Origin of the sequence: Gelidibacter gilvus (assembly GCF_004115975.1) — a bacterium.
In the GTDB taxonomy this organism is placed as follows: Bacteria; Bacteroidota; Bacteroidia; order Flavobacteriales; family Flavobacteriaceae; genus Gelidibacter; species Gelidibacter gilvus.
The window spans coordinates 269,364-289,133 of record NZ_SDDZ01000005.1 but is presented as its reverse complement, the minus strand read 5'-3'; the positions used below and the strand labels follow the sequence as shown (position 1 = coordinate 289,133).

Genomic DNA, 19,770 nt, shown 5'->3' with positions numbered 1-19,770 from the left:
CAGATTAAATAAGCTTCAATAAATATGAGGCTTTTTTTATGCAAAAGCGTTATATAATAGCTTTGGGGAGACGAGAAGTTTACCCTGAGCTAGGTCGAAGGGAGTCTCCCCACCTGTACAGATTAAATAAGCTTCAATAAATATGAGGCTTTTTTTATGCAAAAGCGTTATATAATAGCTTTGGGGAGACGAGAAGTTTACCCTGAGCTAGGTCGAAGGGAGTCTCCCCACCTGTACAGATTAAATAAGCTTCAATAAATATGAGGCTTTTTTTATGCAAAAGCGTTATATAATAGCTTTGGGGAGACGAGAAGTTTACCCTGAGCTAGGTCGAAGGGAGTCTCCCCACCTGTACAGATTAAAGAAGCTTCAACAAATGTTGAGGCTTTTTTTATGCAAAAGCGTTATATAATAGCTTTGGGGAGACGAGAAGTTTACCCTGAGCTAGGTCGAAGGGAGTCTCCCCACCTGTACAGATTAAAGAAGCTTCAACAAATGTTGAGGCTTTTTTTATGCAAAAGCGTTATATAATAGCTTTGGGGAGACGAGAAGTTTACCCTGAGCTAGGTCGAAGGGAGTCTCCCCACCTGTACAGATTAAAGAAGCTTCAACAAATGTTGAGGCTTTTTTTATGCAAAAGCGTTATATAATAGCTTTGGGGAGACGAGAAGTTTACCCTGAGCTAGGTCGAAGGGAGTCTCCCCACCTGTACAGATTAAAGAAGCTTCAACAAATGTTGAGGCTTTTTTTATGCAAAAGCGTTATATAATAGCTTTGGGGAGACGAGAAGTTTACCCTGAGCTAGGTCGAAGGGAGTCTCCCCACCTGTACAGATTAAAGAAGCTTCAACAAATGTTGAGGCTTTTTTTGTGGACATATGTTATGATCCGTACTGGGGAGACGAGAAGTTTACCCTGAGCTAGGTCGAAGGGAGCCTCCCCACCTGTACAGAAACTGAAGCTTCTCTTTTTAGAGGGGCTTTTTTTTTTGAAGTAGGTTCGTTAGATTTAGTATCTATTTAAAGGTTAAAATGGATCAATTTCATTGTGGCTGCTAGTTTCTATAAATGTTTTAGTCACGAACCTGCACGTCCGTCCAGGCAGGTACAAGAATAATTTTGTGTTTTTTTGATATTCTTTACCAGTTGTTTCACGAAGGAGACTTTCAATCTGCCAATATTAAACCATGGATTTACAATCCATAAGGGTTTATTTTGAAAGGTAATATTACTGTTTAATTCTTCTTCAAAACCATGAATATTTATGGTGGTTACTTCTAGATTTACGGTTATTTGATCTTAAATAGCATATCTCTACAGAGATATAGTGATGACAAATAATAGGCTGTTTTTCTATTTAAAAAGTGATTACATCAAGACATCATTGCTGGGCAGTCTTTTTTAACTTTCAAATTCTTCTTAAGTCGTGCTTGTGTTATGCTTGGTTCGGTTGGAGATTATATTGGGAATAACTGGAAATATAAAAATCTTTATTTAATATCGGATAAATTTGTCTGATATGAATTCCGCACGTATATTTGTATAAAATTATGTAGATAAATTTGTTGACTTGCCACTGGGTAAAATGAAGTGCTAGCATTCGCATTTCAGAATGATATTTAAATCTGCAAAAATTGCAGACAACCATGGAATCCTTTATGGTTGTTTTGCGTAAAATGACCTTCATGTTTAAGATGGCGGAGTAGCCTCTTAAATATACCTTTTCCAAAGGCAAGAAACGCCTGGTAGAAGGTAAAATATAATACTTATTAATATTGATTTCTCCTCATGCGCATGCATATGGCCGCGGCTTTGTGTGTTTGCAGTCGGTCCGGTTCATCATGAGCCTTGGCTGTTAGGTCTTGGCTTTGCGTGCCGAAGGTCGAACCAATATGAATTCAGGATGATCTTGCTGTTTAATTGGCAATTCTTCTTTTGGGAGGTGGACATTTTGAACGGTTGAACTATTAAATGATAAAAAAGCAATAAATAAAACTTTATGAAAAATTGTAAGATAGGAATCTTGTTGTTTTTAATGGCAATCCCAAATTTAATAAGTGCCCAAGAGAAGATCACCACAGATAATTGGCTTTCCAGTCCCGGAATTATTGGGACTTTCATCTTGATAGCCATTGTGATGATTGTTGCCATCATCATATTATTCATAAAATTAAATGGCTATATCGATACGATGAAACGTCGTCAACTCGATAAAAACCGAATGGCTTTTGATGATGAATTGGTAGCGATGGATGGGGCAGATATTGATGCCATCCTTGAAAAACGTAAGGCGGCCTTAACCTATAAGTTAAAAGGGAACGAGCTATCTGGAGACAATGCAGCCATTGATGACAAAGGTTTGATCCAGCGTGTGGAAAAGGATCCGAACAATGCGTTTTTTGATGAAAAGAAAAAGACTTCGCTAAGTCTTGAAACACCTCAAGAATTAAAGAAAATAGTCATTTATTATATTGGAGCAGCGGCTTTCTGGCTCGTGCTGGGCACTTTGATCGGGCAGTACTTAGGAATGAAGTTCCTTTGGCCTGAAATGGACCACCAATCTTGGTTAAGTTTTGGTCGTTTGCGTCCCGTCCACACCAACATGGTGTTTTGGGGATGGTCATCTCTAGCGATGATCGGTCTTGGTTATTTCGTGATTGCCCGGACTTCAAACAATAAAATATACAATTATAATTGGGCGTGGTACGGCTGGCGACTTATCAATCTTACTGTGCTATTGGGAAGTTTATTTCTGATGGCAGGTATCAATAACGGTGGCGGTGAATATAGAGAGTATATCTGGCCGGTGATGTTGCTGTTTGCCATTGGCTTAATAATCACCTTTTATAATTTCTATAAAACCGTCGCCACACGAAAAATATCAGAAATATACATCTCCAATTGGTTTATACTGGCAGCGCTTATCTGGACCATTGTTTTGGCCACCATTGGCTATTTACCATTTTATCAAGATGGGTTGGGCGAAACTGTCATCCAAGGCTATTATATGCACCAAGGTGTTGGGATGTGGTTTATGACGTTTACATTAGGTTTGATTTATTATTACTTGCCATCGGCTTTGAACAAGCCTATTTATTCCTATTCTTTAGGTGTTTTGGCGTTTTGGACCCAGATGCTTTTCTATACCATGATTGGGACCCATCACTTTGTGTTCAGTCCTTTGCCGTGGTGGTTACAAACCATTGCCATTGTGTTTAGTGCAGGAATGGTAATTCCGGTTGTGGCAGGAACTACCAACTTTTTAATGACCATGAAAGGAAGTTGGAGCCATATCTCAAAAAGTTATGTGTTGCCCTTCTTTTTGGTGGGGACCATATTCTACTTTGTAGGCTCTATGCAAGGAAGTGTACAGGCCTTCCGATTCACCAATTTTGTCTGGCACTTTACCGATTTTAACGTGGCCCATTCCCACATGACCATGTACGGCATTATTGCTTTTTTCTTGTGGGCTTGTATTTATGCCATCTTACCAAAATTGACCGGAAGGGAACCCGCACAGGTATTTGTCGGTGCCCATTTTTGGCTCGCATTTATCGGTCTTTTTGCCTATATGATGTCACTTATGGCCGGAGGAACCTTCAAGGGTTTAAGTTGGATCGATGGGGAACCATTTATTGAGTCGGTCATCCTAATGAAACCTTATTGGGTCTGGCGTGCCGTTGGTGGGTCGCTCATGTTTGTGTCCCATTTGGTATTCGCTTATAATTTTTACTATATGGTAAAAGGCTATACCAAAAAACCGTCTGTAACACAAAAAGTAGAAGAAATAACTGTTTAATAAAACGTATAACATGCTTAATTTTCATAAAGAACATAAAAACTTAGTGCTTACGGCGGGCGGTGTGTTTATTGCCTTAAGTATTCTTATCGCCATATTGCCAGCGTTTCAGATGCAGGGTACAGAACCAATTCCCGATGAGCAACCATTGACGGCCAACGAACGGGAAGGACTTCACGTTTATGTTGCTGAAAACTGTATGGCTTGCCACACCCAACAGGTGCGTAATATTGAAATGGACAAGGTATGGGGCGATCGACCCTCAATTCCGTCCGACTATTTTTATAGTAAAAAACGGATGGATGTTTGGAGGCAATCGCCATCAATTTTAGGAAGTGAACGTACAGGACCGGACCTTACCAATATTGGGAAACGTCAACCTAGCGAAGATTGGCATTTACTGCATTTGTTCAATCCAAGAGCAGTGGTTCCGGCATCGGTCATGCCATCCTATCCATGGCTTTTTAGAGAAGTGGATAGCGCTTATATGCCAAAAGATGCTAAGGTGGTCGCTGTTCCTAAACAGTATTTCAATAAACCGGGTAAAAAAATAATAGCCTCTTATGATGCTTTGCGTTTGGTTGATTATTTAAAATACCTCAAGCAAACCGATATGCCAAGTGGTGATATAAATGATTTTATTCCTGCGTTGAAAAAAATCCAGGCGGCAAGAACGGAAGGTGGAGCGCAATCCTTGGATGGTGCAAAACTATATTCTCAAGTTTGCGCGGCCTGCCATCAAGATACGGGAAATGGTATTGTTGGCGCCTTTCCGTCTTTGGTTGGAAGCTCAATTGTGAACGATGACAATACGGAAACACTCATTAAGATTGTCATACAAGGGTATAATGCACGTACGGATTATGGCGTTATGCCACCCTTTGGCGACCAACTTACCGATGCAGAAATTGCAGCCATCCTCACCCATGAACGAAGTAGTTGGGGTAATGATGCGGCTCCGGTCACGGAAGACGATGTGGCAAAAGTGAGACAATATGTTGAAATGGAACTAAATAAATAAGCGATGAAAAAGAGATTTTTATTATTTACTTGGCTGTTTTTCTTGGGACAGTTTATCACATTCGCTTGCGATCTTTGCAAGGAGAATCAGCCCAAGGGATTTGAGAACATTACCCATGGCACCGGACCATCGGGAGATTTGGATTATTACATTATTTGGGGCGCTGTAATTATTGTTGCGTTTACGCTTTTCTACAGCATTAAATATCTTATCAACCCGAAAGAAAATAATCCTGATCATATAAAGAACATTGTTAGAAACGAAGGATTTTAAGATTATGGAAGACAACAGGAACATCACCGTTTTTTTGGACGACGATCCGAAACCGTTCGCATCATTTGCGCCACCGGTGAAAATTGTATTGGATACGACCAAAATCCCCGATGGAAAACATACGTTAAAGATCGTTGCAAAATCCTCGAATAATGTGGAGGGCGTTCGTGAAATTCCTTTTATAGTGCGAAATGGGCCGGAAATCTCAGTTTTGGGATTAAAGGAGAACGAAACTGTAGACGCTCAAATACCCATTACGATAAATGCCTATGGCAGTGAGACCTCCGAATTTTTTATCATTCGTGGTTCGGAAACGCCAAAAGCGATACCTGCTTGGGTATGGGCGCTTTTGATCATCGTTTTTGCTTTTGGTTTGTTTTATCTGATTATGTACTGGAATGCGGATCTTTATAAATCGTTCGTTTAGGGATGGAGAACGCTATTTTACACCTTGATGACATAAAAATTTTGGTAGATTCTTTCTACGACAAAGTGCGGCAAGATGCATTGCTTGCGCCAATTTTTAATCGAGTGATTCAAGACCGATGGCCAGAACATCTGGAAATAATGTACACGTTTTGGCAAACTGTTTTACTGGGCGAACATACCTATACGGGCAGTCCCTTTCCGCCACACGCAAACCTGCCGGTAACAAAAGCGCATTTTGACCGCTGGTTGGAACTGTTTTTTAACACCATCCATGAAAATTTTGAAGGTGAAAAAGCAGAAGAAGCCAAATGGCGTGCTTCAAAAATGGCCGAAATATTTCAATTCAAAATCGACAGATACCAACAAACTGGTTCGAGACCGCTGTTGTAATGCCACGAAATAATCGATGGATTTAAATTGTTTTATTGACTAAAATAGCGATATCTTTTAAGAAAACTTTAATTCGGATAGTTTTGTCCTACTTAAAAATAAATGTAACTTTACCGTAGGAGTTCAGAGTTCAGAATTAATATTTTAAATAGAACACTCCCGTAATAATTAGTAAGCATAAAACGAGAAACAAGAAACCACAAACAAAAAACTACAAACAAAAAAACCACATATGAAAACAGCATCATTAATAAACAACATTCAATACCACGAAACGCGACCAACCATTCAAGTGTTGTTAGATACAGAAAACGGCAAGGAAATTAGGATCGCTTTTAAGAAAGACCAAGTCATGAAAGAGCACAAAACGCCCTTTGCCATCGTGGTTGAGATTTTTGAAGGTTGTATTGATTTTGGCGTTAACGGAGAAGTACACACCTTGAATAGAGGCGATTTGATTTCACTTAGCGGTGGCGTGCCTCATGATCTAACGGCAGTTAAGGATAGCATCGTTAGATTGAGCTTAAACAAAGGCGATAGTGCCCAGCGTGTGGAAGATGTGGTTAAGGGGTCATAATAATAGAACATAGAATCAAGAACCAAGAATCAAGACAGAATAACCTGCGAGAATTAGAGGACATAAAAAAGGAATAAGCCTCCCTTTTGACAGGCAGAAAATAAAGAATAAGAATAAACAATAAAAATTAAATATCATGAAACGGACCGCTAATGCCGTATGGAACGGCTCTTTAAAAGAAGGAGAAGGAAAAATAACCACTCAAAGCAAGGTATTGGATAAGGCACAATATTGTTTCAATTCCAGATTTGGAGATGGCAAGAGTACTAATCCAGACGAATTACTTGCAGCCGCTCATGCGGGATGCTTTGCGATGGCTTTAAGTCTTATTTTAGGAAAAGAAGGCTATACGCCAGACGCGCTTGACGTGTCTTCAGTAGTGACCATGGATGCTGATAAATTAGAACTTACCGAATCTCATTTAACGCTCAAAGCCAAAATTCCGAATATCAAACAGGATAAATTCATGGAATGTGCCAATGCCGCCAAAGACAATTGCCCGGTGAGCAAAGCCCTGAGTTTAAAGATCACCATGGATGCACAACTTCAATAGTTTAACACTACTAATACATTAGAGAATGAGCAATGCAACAGAGTTAGCCCATAAAAAAGCAGATTTAGCACCTAAACAAATAGAAGCCTGGCGGAATTTCAGCAAAACGGTTTTTGAGGCCGGTGCTTTGGATGAAAAAACGAAACAATTAATTGCGGTTGCCGTGGCACACGTTACGCAATGTCCGTATTGCATTAAAGCGCATACCCCGCAAGCCATGCGTAAAGGCGCCACCAAAGAGGAAATCATGGAAGCTATTTGGGTAGCCGCTGCAGGCAGGGCAAGTGGAGCATACACACATGCGAGTATTGCCGTAGACGCCATGGAAGGCAACGCCGAAGCAGGACTATATCCAACTTCGACTCCAGAAATGGCTAGGAAAAAAGCAGATCTGGCTCCGAAACAGGTGGAGGCGTGGCGACCTTTCAGTAATGCTGTATTTACTGCAGGTGCTCTTGACGAAAAAACAAAGCAGCTGATTGCTTTGGGAGTTTCACATGTCACGCAATGTGCGAATTGTATAAAAGGCCACACTAAAACCGCAAAATTGAAAGGCGCTACTAATGAACAAATGATGGAAGCCATTTGGGTCGCTGCTGAAATGCGTGCTGGTGCAGCTTATGCCCACGCCTCTATTGCGATGGAAGAAATGTTAAATCTAGATCAGTAAATAAATAGATAAAACCCATTTTGCAAATGACCAAAACGATGTCTTCTATTTTATGAAGCATCTGTAATGATAAAAACCTTAGTGTTTAAATAATAGAGCTTATGGTATCAGAACGCTATGTCCTTACCTATATCAATGAGTTTGATGAAGAATGCAAGGCACAATTCGAGACCAACGAATATCACAGCTTAATGGAACTGCTTTTTGATAAATACTTTGAAGATTGGGGCGACTGCAAGGGCAGGGCTTGGTGCGGAACCTGTCATATACAAATTTTGGAAGGCCATCTTTCTGAATCCATGGATGCTGACGAAAGGAACACACTATCGAAAATTTCAGATGCCTCAGAAAAAAGTCGCTTGGCCTGCCAAATTCCAGTCAATGCAAAACTGCATAATTTGGTTTTTAAGATCATGGACCGTACCTAAATGTGAGTTTTTTCTTTAAGGTTTGTCACTCGTTGTCGTTTTATTTAAGTGAGCTTACGCATTTAAGAATTGTATATTATTTTGTAAGATAAGTTGCATCTGAAAAAATATACAATCTTATATGCCTTGCGAATGGATCACCTTACAGAAAGACTAAAAGAATATTCATGATGCGCTGCGAACCTTATGTTAAATATTGTATAAAGAGCTGTTTTTAATTCCGATAAATGTCTCCGAGATGGAAATTATTATTTACCTTTATATAGGATTTACATCTTTTCTAAAAGATAAATAAACCATGGTTGGGCTTTATCTGGTACGATAAAACAAGACTTACCTCTTTAGCTTAATAGATTTATTAAAAACAAAAATACCGAGAAAGCTCTTTTCAAGGTAGATTTAAGCATAGCCTCGTCGCAAATACTCTAAAGCGATTATATGCTGAAGACTGGACCGTCTTAATCTTCCGGTCGAAAAGAAATTTGCGTTTACAATTTTTAAAATCTTTCAAGTATTAGTCCTTTTGGATGTTGATCCGAAAATCAATTTTATAAAATTCTTAAATCATGAAAAATTTAAAAAATCACCCGAAAACGGCATTCGTAATGCTCAGCATTTTATTTTTATTTATTTCAGCGAACGTCCTTGCCCAAAGTACAAAAGTTGTTGCCATGAAAGGAACTGATCAACTTAAGTTTTCTGTTCAAAACATTCAGGCCACACCTGGGCAAAAGATTACCGTCAAATTAACCAATGACAGTAAATTTCCTGCTGCTGCAATGTCACACAACTTTGTGTTGCTGAAAGAGTCCACAGACGTAGAGGCTTTTGATAAAGCAGGACTTAAGCACGCCGACAACGGTTATATTGATCCGAAATTGAAAGATCAAATCATTGCCCATACAGGTATGGCCGGTGGAGGACAAACCGTAGAGGTGACTTTTAATGCGCCTAAAAAACCTGGAAAATACATATATATCTGTACGTTTCCCGGACACTATGGCGGTGGTATGAAGGGGACGCTTACAGTGAAGTAAAAAGTCGGTTATAGATGATTGGGATGATTTTGAGTGAATTCATTCAGTAATTATAATCTTGTGATTTGAAATCATCATAAGGCTGTCTAAGACTTTAAGCATCATCATCAATATCATCATCATTGAAAGAAAAATCATTTATGGCAGAATTTTAGCCAATCAATAGGTCGCCGAGCGATTGTATTTTTTTTAATTGAACAAGCGATCCAGTTAAGCAGTAATGAATGTATTATTAATTAAAACAAAATATTATGAAAACAATTAAGTTTACCTCAGTGGCGCTTCTCTTTGTTGCAGCCATGATTTCAACGCCGATTATGGCACAGAACGCAATCACCCCAGAACTTACCGATCCTGAAATTGCTTCGGTTGCCGTTACGGCCAACCAGATTGATGTGGATTATGGGAACATCGCCTTAAATAAAACGCAAAATGAAGATGCTCGTAAATTTGCACAAACGATGATTGCCGACCACACCTCCATTATTGATCAGGCCGTAGCTCTGGCAAATAAATTAGGGGTAACACCTAAAGACAATGCCGTTACTCAAAGTTTGACCGCAGGTGCCGAAAAAATGAAAAACGAATTAAATGGCAAAACTGGGACAGTATTTGACAAAGCTTATATAGACAATGAAGTGAGCTATCACGAAGCGGTTATTTCTACCATCAAAAATGTGCTGATTCCACAAACACAAAATGCAGAATTAAAAGACTTGTTGCAGAGTGTGATGCCATTATTGGAACATCATTTGGAAATGGCAAAAATGGCACAATCCAAACTGTAAAACGCACATCATGAAAATCCGAAGACTATGGAACGTGTTACTCTTGTGTTCAATTGGAGTAGTGTTTGTCATGCACAGTTCTTTCGTTGAAACTAAAACGGAAGAAGGTCATTTGAGTTCGAGCACTTTATTGCCGATTGATCAGGGCAAGGTTTTTAAGGTTGTGGATACCATAATCATTAAAAATATGGTATTTACTCCTAGTGAGCTGCACGTTCGTAAAGGAGAAACAGTACTCTGGATAAATAATGATATCGTAGCCCATAATGTGACGGATTTTCCTGAGGATAAATGGACCTCCGGTACTCTGGCAAGGCACGGAGCATGGGAAATGAAGATAGACGAAACCTTCGATTATTATTGCAGTATCCATCCCACCATGAAAGGAAAGATCATTGTGGATCCCTAAACAGATTGGGATAACGATCGGTTTTTTTATGGCAGCTTAATGCGACCTTTTTCTGCAAAAATCGGAAAGGGTCGTTTTTTGTGAGAACATAAATCCAAACGGAACATAAGATAAAAATGAGATGGTTATCCTCTTAGTAATATTGGCAGGAAATCAGTCAATGTCATTGCTCTATTTCAGTGTTCACTATATTTTGTAAGCATTCCGTTTATTTAAATGGTTTTTTTCCATCGATGTTGTAAATTTAGTCAGCCATTTATGACACCAATAATGTCGTGACAATGAGGTATGAGGTTTTCAGAAACAATAGTCAACTTCTTCTTTCCTGCAAAAAATATTATAGTAGAAAACTTAGTTATAAACTACATAATCTAAACAGTCATGAAAAAACGATTGGATTACCAAACCGTAGCCCCCGAAGCTTTAAAAGGAATGCTGGAATTGGAAAAGTATGTGGCTGGTTCTGGATTGGAACACAGTCTATATGAACTGGTCAAACTGCGTGCCTCACAAATAAACGGGTGCGCCTATTGCCTGGATATGCATAGTAAGGATGCGCGCAAAGCCGGGGAAACCGAGCAGCGTATTTACGCTTTATCTGCTTGGAAGGAAACGCCGTTTTATACAGGACGCGAACGTGCTGCACTGGCTTGGACGGAAGCCATGACCCTCATTTCTCAAAACGAGATGTCAGATGCCTTATATCAAGAGGTTACCGAACATTTTAGTGACAAAGATGTTGTGGCCTTAACCATGGCCATTGTTGCCATCAATGGTTGGAACCGATTGGCCATTGGCTTTCGGGTAGAGCCAGGAAGCTATAATCCGAATAAAACCGTATCATCTTCATTAAAAACTTAACTATGGATCTTCATAATAAAACGGCAATAGTAACGGGAGCAAGCGGTGGGCTTGGTGCCGCAATTTCAGAAACTTTAATTCAGAATGGAACAAAGGTCTATGGTCTTGCGCGCAATACACAGGCACTTCATACACTACAAAAAAGGTTGGGAGCCCAATTTATCCCTGTTCCATTGGATATTTCCAATTATGAAGCAGTAAAAAGTTGGGTCAGCGAGACGTTTTCAGAAAACAATGGCCCCGATATTCTTATAAATAATGCTGGAGCGGGTTCGTTTGGTAAAATAGACGAGATGCCAACGGAAGAATGGGCTGCCATGATCAATACCAACTTAAATGGACTGTATTATATCACTTCTCAAGTAGCCAGTCTGCTGAAAAAGAAAAAAGAAGGGTCTCATATTATAAATATTGGTTCCATTTTAGGAAGTATGGGCAGGGCAGAAGGTGCTGCTTATTGCGCTACAAAATATGGCGTTCAAGGATTCACCGATGCGCTGTTTAAGGAACTTCGGTTTTTTAATATCAAAGTCACCTGCTTTAATCCTGGTTCTATCGATACCCATTTTTTTGAAAGCTCAGGCATCGCGGCACATACAAATATGTTACAACCTCATGATTTGGCAAATACTGTGGTGCACCTTCTACAGACGCCGGACAATATGCTGATTAGCGATATTACGATTCGTCCGTTAAACCCTAAGGATCCTGAAAAATAACCAAGGGGGATAGTTCTCGTTATTTTTTTCTTCACCTAATACAATGCTGGTCTATGGCTTGTACTTCTAAAGCTGTTTTTGGTTTCAGGCAAAATTTGGAATCAGTAGGCATTTCAATTTCACATGCTTCGGTTAAATAGGTCACTTTAAAGACTTACCCAAAGATCTTGAATTTATTTTAAAATTTTCGAGGATTTCCATATTGACAAAATAAAGTGCCGTATGCTTAACAATTCGGGCTTTTACTGCAGTTTCTCAAGTAAATGAGCAAATTTTAACGCTTCACGTTAAAACTTTCTTAAATAAATTCTTTGTTAGATGAAATTAAATTAATAATATTGCATTATGTATAACATAATACTTTTAGACATTAACGATCCAATTTTAACTAATTCAAATTGTTTAATATGAGAAAAAGAGATTCCAATATCATTTATATGATATTTATTTTGCTTTTTGCTTTGCCAACTTTAAGTTTTGGCCAGGAGAAAGCAATCACGGGAACGGTAATTTCATCCGGAGATCAATTGCCGTTGGCTGGAGCCACGGTCATTATTAAAGGAACGAGTACCGGAGTTACCACAGACTTTGATGGGGTTTATTCCATTAATGCAAATACGGGAGCTGTTCTTGTATTTAGTTTTGTGGGGTTCAAAACGAATGAAGTTACTGTAGCCAACCAGACCACAATTAATGTATCGTTAACAGAAGATACTGCAATGTTGGACGAAATTGTTATTACAGGTTATGGTAAACAGAGCAGATCGCAATTGACCACGTCAGTTTCAAAGCTGGATACGCAAATTTTAGAAACGTCAACCCGTTCTAACGTAGCAACGGCCCTTCAAGGAACAATTGCAGGTTTAAGAGTAACAAACCAGACTGGTCAACCAGGTTCTACACCACAAATCATTTTGCGTGGAGGTACTACTTTTGACGGTAAAGGTGAACCATTAATACTAATAGATGGTATTCCGGGCTCATTTTATGCTTTAAACTCAGACGACATTGAGTCCATTGAAGTATTGAAGGATGCTGCTGCAACCGCCATTTATGGAGCAAGGTCTGCCAATGGTGTTATTTTGGTAACTACCAAATCAGGCAAGGTTGGGAAATCTTCTATCAATTACCGCTATAAATACAGCTCTAACCACGAAAGAAACGACCAAAAATATCTTGGTGCTAAAGATCATATCAACTATAACAGACAAGCTATCGGTTGGTACCGACAAGCTGTAGGCGATCCAAATGCTTTTGGAGCATTTTTAACGGGAGCAAATAGTATGGGAACTGGTAACAATGCCACCAACGATCCTTTTACCACACAAATTTTATCATCAGCCAATAGCTATCTATTGAATCAACCAGGATGGCAATCTATTCCAGATATATTAAATCCAAGTCAGGAAATTTTATTTTATGACGCTACGGAAATCGCCGATCGTATTTATCAAAATAGTTCTTCAAAAGATCATTATTTGTCTTTTGATGGTGGAAACGAGAATGGAACCTATTACTTAGGTTTGGGAGCATTGGATAACGACGGTTTGACTCTAGGTTCTGGATTTCAAAGATACTCGGGCAAATTTACTGGTTCTTATAAAATCATGGATAACTTTAAAGTTAATTCAAGTATTTTGTACTCACACTCCAGCCTAAACAGAGGACCTTTAGGAGGCGATGATACTGTGTTTAGACGGTTTCAAGGTCAAGCACCAACGTCAAGAACTTACGATAGTAATGCTGATGGTACTTGGTCAGATCAATATGCACCGGGTCAAAATCAAGGGTTTGGAAACCCACTTTATTACCAAGATAAATTTATCAGAGAAAACTTAGAGCAGCGTTTGTCGGCCTCTGTTGGGATTGACTGGGAACTTTTTAAAGACTTGACCTTATCCATCACAGGAAGCCACTTTGCAGTGAACAATCATTATGAGAATTTCAATAAAGCTTACCGCACCGGAAGCAATACAAGTGTATTGAGAACGACGCGTGAAGCATCGGTAGAACTTCAAAGAACTCTAAGAAATCAATTGACTGGGACTTTAAATTATATGAAAAAATTTGGAGACCATAACTTTAATGTCTTGGTCGGTGCAGAGTATTTTAAGGACAACTATTTTAATAGCAAAGCTGGCACCAGAATTTCTCCGTCAGATTTAATTTATACGCTCAACGTCGCAGCAGAAGCAGATGGTGTTCCGTCTAGTTTTGAAACAGAATATGTGATTGTGTCCACATTTGGACGTGTGCTATATGACTATGATGACCGCTATTTATTTGGTTTTACTTATAGATATGATGGATCTTCAAGATTAGGAAATAATAAATCCGACTTTTTCCCGGGAGTTTCTGCGGGATGGAATGTACACAACGAAGAGTTTTTTAAGGGTTCTTCAATTAACAATATTATAACTAGATTGAAACCAAGATTAAGTTATGGAGTCAACGGTAACCAGGATGTATTAACGAATTATGGTGTTTATGGAATTTACGGGCAAGATCCAAATGTTCCTTATATCTACAATGGTCAAACTGGATATGCTAAAACACTTTTGCCAACGCCAGATTTGGTATGGGAAAAATCAACCACCTTGAACGTTGGATTGGATGTGTCGTTTTTTGATAATAGACTTTCTATAATTGCCGATGTGTATTCGAGAGACATTAAAGATAAATTGGCCAATTTGACCTTGCCTTACTATACTGGATTTAGTAGTATCCTAACAAATAACGGAACCATCAGAAACAAAGGTTTTGAGATGCAGATAAATGGAGATATTATTAGAAATAATGATTTAACCTGGAATGTGGGGACTACTTTTTCAGTCAATAAAAATTATGTCATCAATCTTCCTGAAAATGATAACCCTTTAAACAGACAAGGTGGTACACTCATTTGGAATCCAGCAACTGGCCAGGAAGAATGGGTAGGTGGTTATCAAGAAGGCCAACGATCAGGTCATGATTTGGTAGTGGCTTTTGAACAGCAAGGTATTTACGCCACTCAGGCGGAAGCCGATGCTGATAATGGCATTACAGACAGTTATATGCCAGTCGCAAGCCGCAACAAACGCTGGGCTGGAGATGTGAAGTGGAAAGATCAAAACGGCGATGGGGTTATTGATGGTCTCGACAGAAAAGTGATCGGACGAACTACTCCTGATTTTGTTGGAGGGATCACCACGAGTCTAAAATATAAAGGCTTTAATCTATTTGTGAAAACAGATTTTGCAACCGGACATTTAGTATGGAACCATATCAACAATAAAGGCTACGGTCAAACCCAAGGTAACTTGGCCCAACCAGTAGTAGTTGGAGATTCTTGGACGCCAACCAATACCAATACCGATTGGCCTCGTTTTGTTTTCGTTAACGGAACAAAGAACGTATGGAGAGGTGCGGAAGATTTTGCTGGTCTTCAGAACTATGGAAACGAAAAATTCTGGGAAAAAGGAGACTACTTAGCATTGCGTGAAGTCACCCTGAGCTATGACTTACCAACTGAATATTTTAAAGGTGTTTTTCAGAGATTCAGCATCTTCGCAACGGGTACTAACCTACATTACTTTAAGAGTATGACCGGTGATACACCTGAAATCGGTGGGGTACAGTTTGGAGCATTCCCAGTGCCAAGAACATTTACATTAGGTCTTAACGTAACGTTTTAAATTTTTAGAAAATGAAAAAGTATATATACATATTGATAGTTGTAATGACCTTCAGTGCGTGTTCGGACGTACTTGAATTGACAAGTCCAAGCGAATTAACGGCACAAGGATTTTGGAGTACTGAAGAAGGTGCTAAAACTGCACAAACAGGCTTGTATGCCAATATAAGAGCATCAGCAAGTAACTTATGGTTACTAGGAGAGATGAGAAGTGATATTTGGGGAGGACGTACTTTTGAGTCGCCTTTTAACGAAAACTTGATCGAATCCAATATAACGGTTTCCACAGCCCCATTTGGTGGCTGGGGTGGGCTCTATCTTAGAATTCATAGAGTTAATGATTTTATTGTGAATGTGCCAGATGTACCATTCACTAACGAATCTCAAAAGAGTCATTTAATGGGCCAAGCTTACGGATTAAGAGCTTTTTATTATTACACCCTTTTAAAAACATGGGGCGCTGTGCCAATTATTTTAGAGCCATTCGAGGAAATAGACCCTGCTGGTCTAAGTAAGCCAAGATCACCTCAAGCCGACGTCATGGCGCAAATCAAGTCTGATTTGGCAGCGTCTTTAAGCGCATTCGGATCGGATGATAGCTTTTGGGAAGGTAAAAAAATATTTTGGTCAAAAGCGGCAACTTTAGCACTTAAAGGTGATGTTTATATTTGGTCTGGAAATTTACTTGGAGGTGGCACTGCTGATTTTACCGAGGCCAAAACGGCTTTACAGCAAATCGCTTCCTTTGGAATAAGCTTGGAGCCTAGTCTTTCAACATTGTGGGGTGTAGATAATGAAGGCAATAGCGAATTTATTTTTGCCTTAGATTATAAACAAGATGAAGCTGAGAATTTTTATAATAGTTTGACGGGTAGAAGTACAGAAGTCAATCCACAATTTAATGACGCAGGCCAAGCGATGACCAATTTTATTATTGATGGTGCTAACCGCTATGGACAGTCTGAAAAAACCATTTTGTTGTTAGATGATAATAGGGACAGTAGAAAAGATGCCTCTTTTATCAGATTGTATACTGACAACAATGGCGGCTTAGGATATCCTAATTATAACGCGAACAAATACTTTGGTTCCATATTTAATAAGTTTTTTGGAAGAGTAGATGGTTCAACACGTATTTTTGAAAATAACCTTCCTTTATATAGATATGCAGATGTGCTCTTATTATTGGCAGAAGCGAAAAATTTCTTAGGTGAAGATCCTTCAGGAGAGATTAACCAAATTCGCGCAAGAGCTTTAGGAACAAATTATACTATTGCAGATGCCTACGTTAACAGCACACCAACAGCCAACGCCAACGCTATTTTAAATGAGCGTTACAAAGAATTTATTGGAGAAGGTAAAAGATGGTGGGATTTACGACGCGCTGGAAATAGTTTTGTCTTTGATAACATTAGTTTTTTAAATCCTGGTGATGAGTATAAATTAATTTTACCGATTACCCAGGATATGATTGGAAGAAACCCATTGTTGGACCAATCTCCGGGTTATAATTAAGTTGAGTGAATTTGTTAGAGTTAGCCGAAAAAGAGGGTTTTGTTAAAAAACTCAACCCTCTTTTTTTTTAGTGAAACCCAAAACTCAAAAGCGAAGCGCATTGAGTTTTGATGGTTGAACTAATCCCGCTTTTTAGCGGGATCTAAACCCCTGTCTGCCGACAGGCAGGCAAAACTCAAAAGCGAAGCGCATTGGGTTTTGATGGTTGAACTAATCCCGCTTTTTAGCGGGATCTGAACCCCTGTCTGCCGACAGGCAGGCAAAACCCACAACCGAAGCGCATTGAGTTTTGATGGTTGAACTAATCCCGCCTTTTGGCGGGATCCAAACCCCTGTCTGCGGACAGGCAGGCAAAACCCACAACCGAAGCGCATTGAGTTTTGATGGTGGAACTAATCCCAATCGCGATTGCTATCGGAATAACAAGTTTTACTAATTTCACCAATTTTAAAATAAAATCTACGACAAATTAGAAAATATGAAGATAAAGAATTTAATAGCAGCTACTTATGCGCCTTTGCACCCTGATGGTTCATTAAACACAAGTATCATCTCGGAGTATAGTAAGTTTTTGGTCAGAAATAAAGTCGCGGGCGTCTTTATGAATGGCTCCACTGGAGATTTTGTATCATTATCTACAGAAGAACGGAAAGAAATAACCACAGCTTGGTCTCAAAATAAAACGTCAGATCTTTATCTCATCGATCACGTTGGCGACCCAAGTTTGAAAGTGTCCATGGACTTGGCAACCCACGCCGCTGATAAGGTGGATGCCATAGCGGTTTTGGCACCGTATTACTTTAAACTGAACACTATAGAAAAGTTGGTTCACTATTGTAAGGAGGTCGCCGCATGTGCACCTAACTTACCGTTTTACTACTACCATATTCCAGTTTTAAGTGGTGCGAACTTAAATATGCTCGACTTTCTAAAAGTGGCATCCAAAGAAATCCCGAATTTGGAAGGTATCAAGTTCACCAATAACAATTTAATTGATTTCATGCATTGCAAACATTTTGAAGATGGAAAGTTCAATATCCTATTCGGATTTGACGAGATTTTCCTTGCGAGTTTGCCATTGGGAGCAGATGGATGGGTAGGAAGTACTTACAATCACATGGCACCTTTATACTATAAAATAAAAACATTGTTTGAAGCGGGGAAAATGACCGAAGCAGCAGAATTACAAAGAAAAGCCATTCGTTTTGTTGAAATTTTGGATGCCCACGGCGGGTTTAACGGCGTTGCAAAAGGCTTTATGAAAACCTTTGGGATTGACTGTGGACCGAGCAGATTTCCGCATACAACTTTAGGAGACGATGCTTACAATGGCATTAAAAAAGAATTGGATGCCCTAGGATTATTAGAGCATTTGAGTGGTTAGTAGCAGTTTTTAACTTTGAAAGAAACCAAGCTTGAATTAATATTTGAGCTTGGTTTTTTATCTTAAAACATAGTATTATGATACTTGACAAAATTGAAAATGCAAACCTTTATAAAGGCATCCATCCTGGGATTGAAAAGGCTTTAAATTATATTGAAAAAACCAATTTCAATGATTTGCCTATGGGCAAACACGAGATTGAAGGACATAATCTTTTTGTCATTTTTAAGGAGTACTTGACCAAAAAAGTAGGTGGGGATCTTTTGGAATCACATCGTGAATATATTGATGTTCAATATATTGTTGAAGGTGTCGAGCAGATGGGGGTCACGATGCATACCGGTCAAGCGCCTAAAAAAGAGTATGATGCTGTTGACGACTATATGTTGTTTGATGAACGGTATGACATTATTACGGTGAATAAAGGCATGTTCGCTATCTTTTTTCCAGACGATATTCACATGCCGGATATCACTACTGGCGAGCCTTCAAATGTGAAAAAAGCAGTATTTAAGGTTAAAATTCAGCATTCTTAAGCACCCTGTCAAAATGGGGTTCTAAGTGTCGCGCCAATCCCTTTCTGAATTTTTCCTTATTTCCTTCTTTAAGATAGTTCAACAGTTCACGATGCGTTACAAATTTCTTTTTGTACATATACGTTTTAGCATCATCCAATTTGTGGTCATGAACATACTGAAAAACCGGAAGCAAGATGTTTTGAAGTCTGTGTAGGGTTTTATTTCCCGACATCTCGTAGAGCTTACCATGAAAGGCAACCTCGTTTTTCAGGCTAAAAACGTGAGATTCTGTTTTGCCTTTTTCCATTTGGTCAACAATTTCACCAAGCTCCACGAGGTCTTCGTCTGTTTTTCGTGCAAAAACCAAATCGACCATGCCCATTTCCATAATTAAACGCAGCTCAAAAATATCCTTTAAGGTATCATCACCCACCAAATTGGTCTCCATTATTTTTGCGAAATTTTCAATAAAATCGGGCTGTGAAAGGACCATGCCTTTGTGTTTTTTGGAATCGATGATCCCAATGGTGCGAAGTCTGGTCAATGCTTCCCTAACCACCGTCCGGCTCACCCCAAGTGCCTCAGCAAACTCCATCTCTTTCGGGATTGTGTCGCCCACTTCAAGCTTGTTGGATTTGATATATTCTGTAATACTTATTTCTACCTTGTCAACTAAACTTAAATTGGTTAACGGTTTGAGGCCTACGCGGTTTTTCATGCTAATTTAA

The 19,770-nt window shown here is 39.2% G+C and carries 19 protein-coding genes; 18 read left to right on the top strand and 1 reads right to left on the bottom strand.

Annotated features, from left to right (window positions below; genetic code table 11):
- Positions 1-1,997 precede the first annotated feature (1,997 nt).
- The 18 genes from ESZ48_RS11050 (at position 1,998) to ESZ48_RS10965 (ending at position 19,060) form a co-directional block, all read left to right on the top strand.
- Positions 1,998-3,797 carry a cbb3-type cytochrome c oxidase subunit I gene (locus tag ESZ48_RS11050; RefSeq protein WP_129017542.1) on the top strand — a complete coding sequence of 600 codons (1,800 nt, stop codon included), beginning with the start codon at positions 1,998-2,000 and terminating at the stop codon, positions 3,795-3,797.
- A 13-nt stretch (positions 3,798-3,810) separates the two neighbouring features.
- Positions 3,811-4,818 carry a cbb3-type cytochrome c oxidase subunit II gene (locus ESZ48_RS11045; RefSeq protein WP_129017541.1) on the top strand — a complete coding sequence of 336 codons (1,008 nt, stop codon included), beginning with the start codon at positions 3,811-3,813 and terminating at the stop codon, positions 4,816-4,818.
- A gap of 3 nt (positions 4,819-4,821) precedes the next feature.
- The gene (locus tag ESZ48_RS11040; protein WP_129017540.1) at positions 4,822-5,091 is read left to right on the top strand and encodes a hypothetical protein; all 270 of its coding nucleotides are present in this window, start codon (positions 4,822-4,824) and stop codon (positions 5,089-5,091) included.
- 4 nt (positions 5,092-5,095) lie between these two features.
- Positions 5,096-5,518: a cytochrome C gene (locus ESZ48_RS11035; RefSeq protein WP_129017539.1), complete on the top strand. Its 423-nt coding sequence runs from the start codon at positions 5,096-5,098 to the stop codon at positions 5,516-5,518.
- Between the two features lie 2 nt (positions 5,519-5,520).
- Positions 5,521-5,910 carry a group III truncated hemoglobin gene (locus ESZ48_RS11030; protein ID WP_129017538.1) on the top strand — a complete coding sequence of 130 codons (390 nt, stop codon included), beginning with the start codon at positions 5,521-5,523 and terminating at the stop codon, positions 5,908-5,910.
- A 232-nt stretch (positions 5,911-6,142) separates the two neighbouring features.
- Positions 6,143-6,487: a cupin domain-containing protein gene (locus ESZ48_RS11025; protein WP_129017537.1), complete on the top strand. Its 345-nt coding sequence runs from the start codon at positions 6,143-6,145 to the stop codon at positions 6,485-6,487.
- A 136-nt stretch (positions 6,488-6,623) separates the two neighbouring features.
- The gene (locus ESZ48_RS11020) at positions 6,624-7,040 is read left to right on the top strand and encodes an OsmC family protein (RefSeq protein ID WP_129017536.1); all 417 of its coding nucleotides are present in this window, start codon (positions 6,624-6,626) and stop codon (positions 7,038-7,040) included.
- 25 nt (positions 7,041-7,065) lie between these two features.
- The gene (locus ESZ48_RS19735) at positions 7,066-7,710 is read left to right on the top strand and encodes a carboxymuconolactone decarboxylase family protein (protein ID WP_317127988.1); all 645 of its coding nucleotides are present in this window, start codon (positions 7,066-7,068) and stop codon (positions 7,708-7,710) included.
- A 101-nt stretch (positions 7,711-7,811) separates the two neighbouring features.
- Positions 7,812-8,138 (top strand): 2Fe-2S iron-sulfur cluster-binding protein, encoded by a 327-nt coding sequence (locus tag ESZ48_RS11010; RefSeq protein WP_129017535.1) that lies wholly within the window; start codon positions 7,812-7,814, stop codon positions 8,136-8,138.
- Between the two features lie 566 nt (positions 8,139-8,704).
- A complete protein-coding gene (locus ESZ48_RS11005; RefSeq protein WP_129017534.1) occupies positions 8,705-9,175 on the top strand; it encodes a plastocyanin/azurin family copper-binding protein in 471 nt (156 codons plus the stop codon).
- A 251-nt stretch (positions 9,176-9,426) separates the two neighbouring features.
- Positions 9,427-9,963, top strand: a complete 537-nt coding sequence (locus ESZ48_RS11000; RefSeq protein WP_129017533.1) for a DUF4142 domain-containing protein — start codon at positions 9,427-9,429, stop codon at positions 9,961-9,963.
- A gap of 10 nt (positions 9,964-9,973) precedes the next feature.
- Complete coding sequence (locus ESZ48_RS10995) at positions 9,974-10,372, top strand: plastocyanin/azurin family copper-binding protein (protein ID WP_129017532.1); 399 nt, start codon at positions 9,974-9,976, stop codon at positions 10,370-10,372.
- Between the two features lie 381 nt (positions 10,373-10,753).
- Positions 10,754-11,233 carry a carboxymuconolactone decarboxylase family protein gene (locus tag ESZ48_RS10990; RefSeq protein WP_129017531.1) on the top strand — a complete coding sequence of 160 codons (480 nt, stop codon included), beginning with the start codon at positions 10,754-10,756 and terminating at the stop codon, positions 11,231-11,233.
- 2 nt (positions 11,234-11,235) lie between these two features.
- Entirely contained in the window at positions 11,236-11,952 is a 717-nt protein-coding gene (locus ESZ48_RS10985; protein ID WP_129017530.1) for an SDR family oxidoreductase, read from the top strand.
- A gap of 407 nt (positions 11,953-12,359) precedes the next feature.
- Positions 12,360-15,626, top strand: coding sequence for a SusC/RagA family TonB-linked outer membrane protein (locus tag ESZ48_RS10980; protein ID WP_129017529.1), 3,267 nt, complete (start codon positions 12,360-12,362; stop codon positions 15,624-15,626).
- An 11-nt stretch (positions 15,627-15,637) separates the two neighbouring features.
- The gene (locus ESZ48_RS10975; RefSeq protein WP_129017528.1) at positions 15,638-17,140 is read left to right on the top strand and encodes a RagB/SusD family nutrient uptake outer membrane protein; all 1,503 of its coding nucleotides are present in this window, start codon (positions 15,638-15,640) and stop codon (positions 17,138-17,140) included.
- 478 nt (positions 17,141-17,618) lie between these two features.
- On the top strand, positions 17,619-18,524 hold the full coding sequence (locus tag ESZ48_RS10970; RefSeq protein ID WP_129017527.1) for a dihydrodipicolinate synthase family protein: 906 nt from the start codon (positions 17,619-17,621) through the stop codon (positions 18,522-18,524).
- A 77-nt stretch (positions 18,525-18,601) separates the two neighbouring features.
- Entirely contained in the window at positions 18,602-19,060 is a 459-nt protein-coding gene (locus ESZ48_RS10965; protein WP_129017526.1) for a YhcH/YjgK/YiaL family protein, read from the top strand.
- On the opposite strand, the gene ESZ48_RS10960 is transcribed toward ESZ48_RS10965, so the two are convergent.
- On the bottom strand, positions 19,041-19,760 hold the full coding sequence (locus ESZ48_RS10960) for a FadR/GntR family transcriptional regulator (RefSeq protein WP_129017525.1): 720 nt from the start codon (positions 19,758-19,760) through the stop codon (positions 19,041-19,043). The two genes, ESZ48_RS10965 and ESZ48_RS10960, sit on opposite strands and share 20 nt — an antisense overlap.
- Between the last annotated feature and the right edge of the window lie 10 nt (positions 19,761-19,770).

Coding starts and splice junctions, on each gene's coding strand:
- ESZ48_RS11010 (WP_129017535.1), top strand. CDS start 7,812: ATGGTATCAGAACGCTATGTCCTTACCTATATCAATGAGTTTGATGAA.
- ESZ48_RS10985 (WP_129017530.1), top strand. CDS start 11,236: ATGGATCTTCATAATAAAACGGCAATAGTAACGGGAGCAAGCGGTGGG.
- ESZ48_RS10975 (WP_129017528.1), top strand. CDS start 15,638: ATGAAAAAGTATATATACATATTGATAGTTGTAATGACCTTCAGTGCG.
- ESZ48_RS10980 (WP_129017529.1), top strand. CDS start 12,360: ATGAGAAAAAGAGATTCCAATATCATTTATATGATATTTATTTTGCTT.
- ESZ48_RS10960 (WP_129017525.1), bottom strand. CDS start 19,760: ATGAAAAACCGCGTAGGCCTCAAACCGTTAACCAATTTAAGTTTAGTT.
- ESZ48_RS11030 (WP_129017538.1), top strand. CDS start 5,521: ATGGAGAACGCTATTTTACACCTTGATGACATAAAAATTTTGGTAGAT.
- ESZ48_RS11025 (WP_129017537.1), top strand. CDS start 6,143: ATGAAAACAGCATCATTAATAAACAACATTCAATACCACGAAACGCGA.
- ESZ48_RS11000 (WP_129017533.1), top strand. CDS start 9,427: ATGAAAACAATTAAGTTTACCTCAGTGGCGCTTCTCTTTGTTGCAGCC.
- ESZ48_RS11050 (WP_129017542.1), top strand. CDS start 1,998: ATGAAAAATTGTAAGATAGGAATCTTGTTGTTTTTAATGGCAATCCCA.
- ESZ48_RS10995 (WP_129017532.1), top strand. CDS start 9,974: ATGAAAATCCGAAGACTATGGAACGTGTTACTCTTGTGTTCAATTGGA.
- ESZ48_RS10990 (WP_129017531.1), top strand. CDS start 10,754: ATGAAAAAACGATTGGATTACCAAACCGTAGCCCCCGAAGCTTTAAAA.
- ESZ48_RS10965 (WP_129017526.1), top strand. CDS start 18,602: ATGATACTTGACAAAATTGAAAATGCAAACCTTTATAAAGGCATCCAT.
- ESZ48_RS11035 (WP_129017539.1), top strand. CDS start 5,096: ATGGAAGACAACAGGAACATCACCGTTTTTTTGGACGACGATCCGAAA.
- ESZ48_RS11005 (WP_129017534.1), top strand. CDS start 8,705: ATGAAAAATTTAAAAAATCACCCGAAAACGGCATTCGTAATGCTCAGC.
- ESZ48_RS10970 (WP_129017527.1), top strand. CDS start 17,619: ATGAAGATAAAGAATTTAATAGCAGCTACTTATGCGCCTTTGCACCCT.
- ESZ48_RS11045 (WP_129017541.1), top strand. CDS start 3,811: ATGCTTAATTTTCATAAAGAACATAAAAACTTAGTGCTTACGGCGGGC.
- ESZ48_RS11040 (WP_129017540.1), top strand. CDS start 4,822: ATGAAAAAGAGATTTTTATTATTTACTTGGCTGTTTTTCTTGGGACAG.
- ESZ48_RS11020 (WP_129017536.1), top strand. CDS start 6,624: ATGAAACGGACCGCTAATGCCGTATGGAACGGCTCTTTAAAAGAAGGA.
- ESZ48_RS19735 (WP_317127988.1), top strand. CDS start 7,066: ATGAGCAATGCAACAGAGTTAGCCCATAAAAAAGCAGATTTAGCACCT.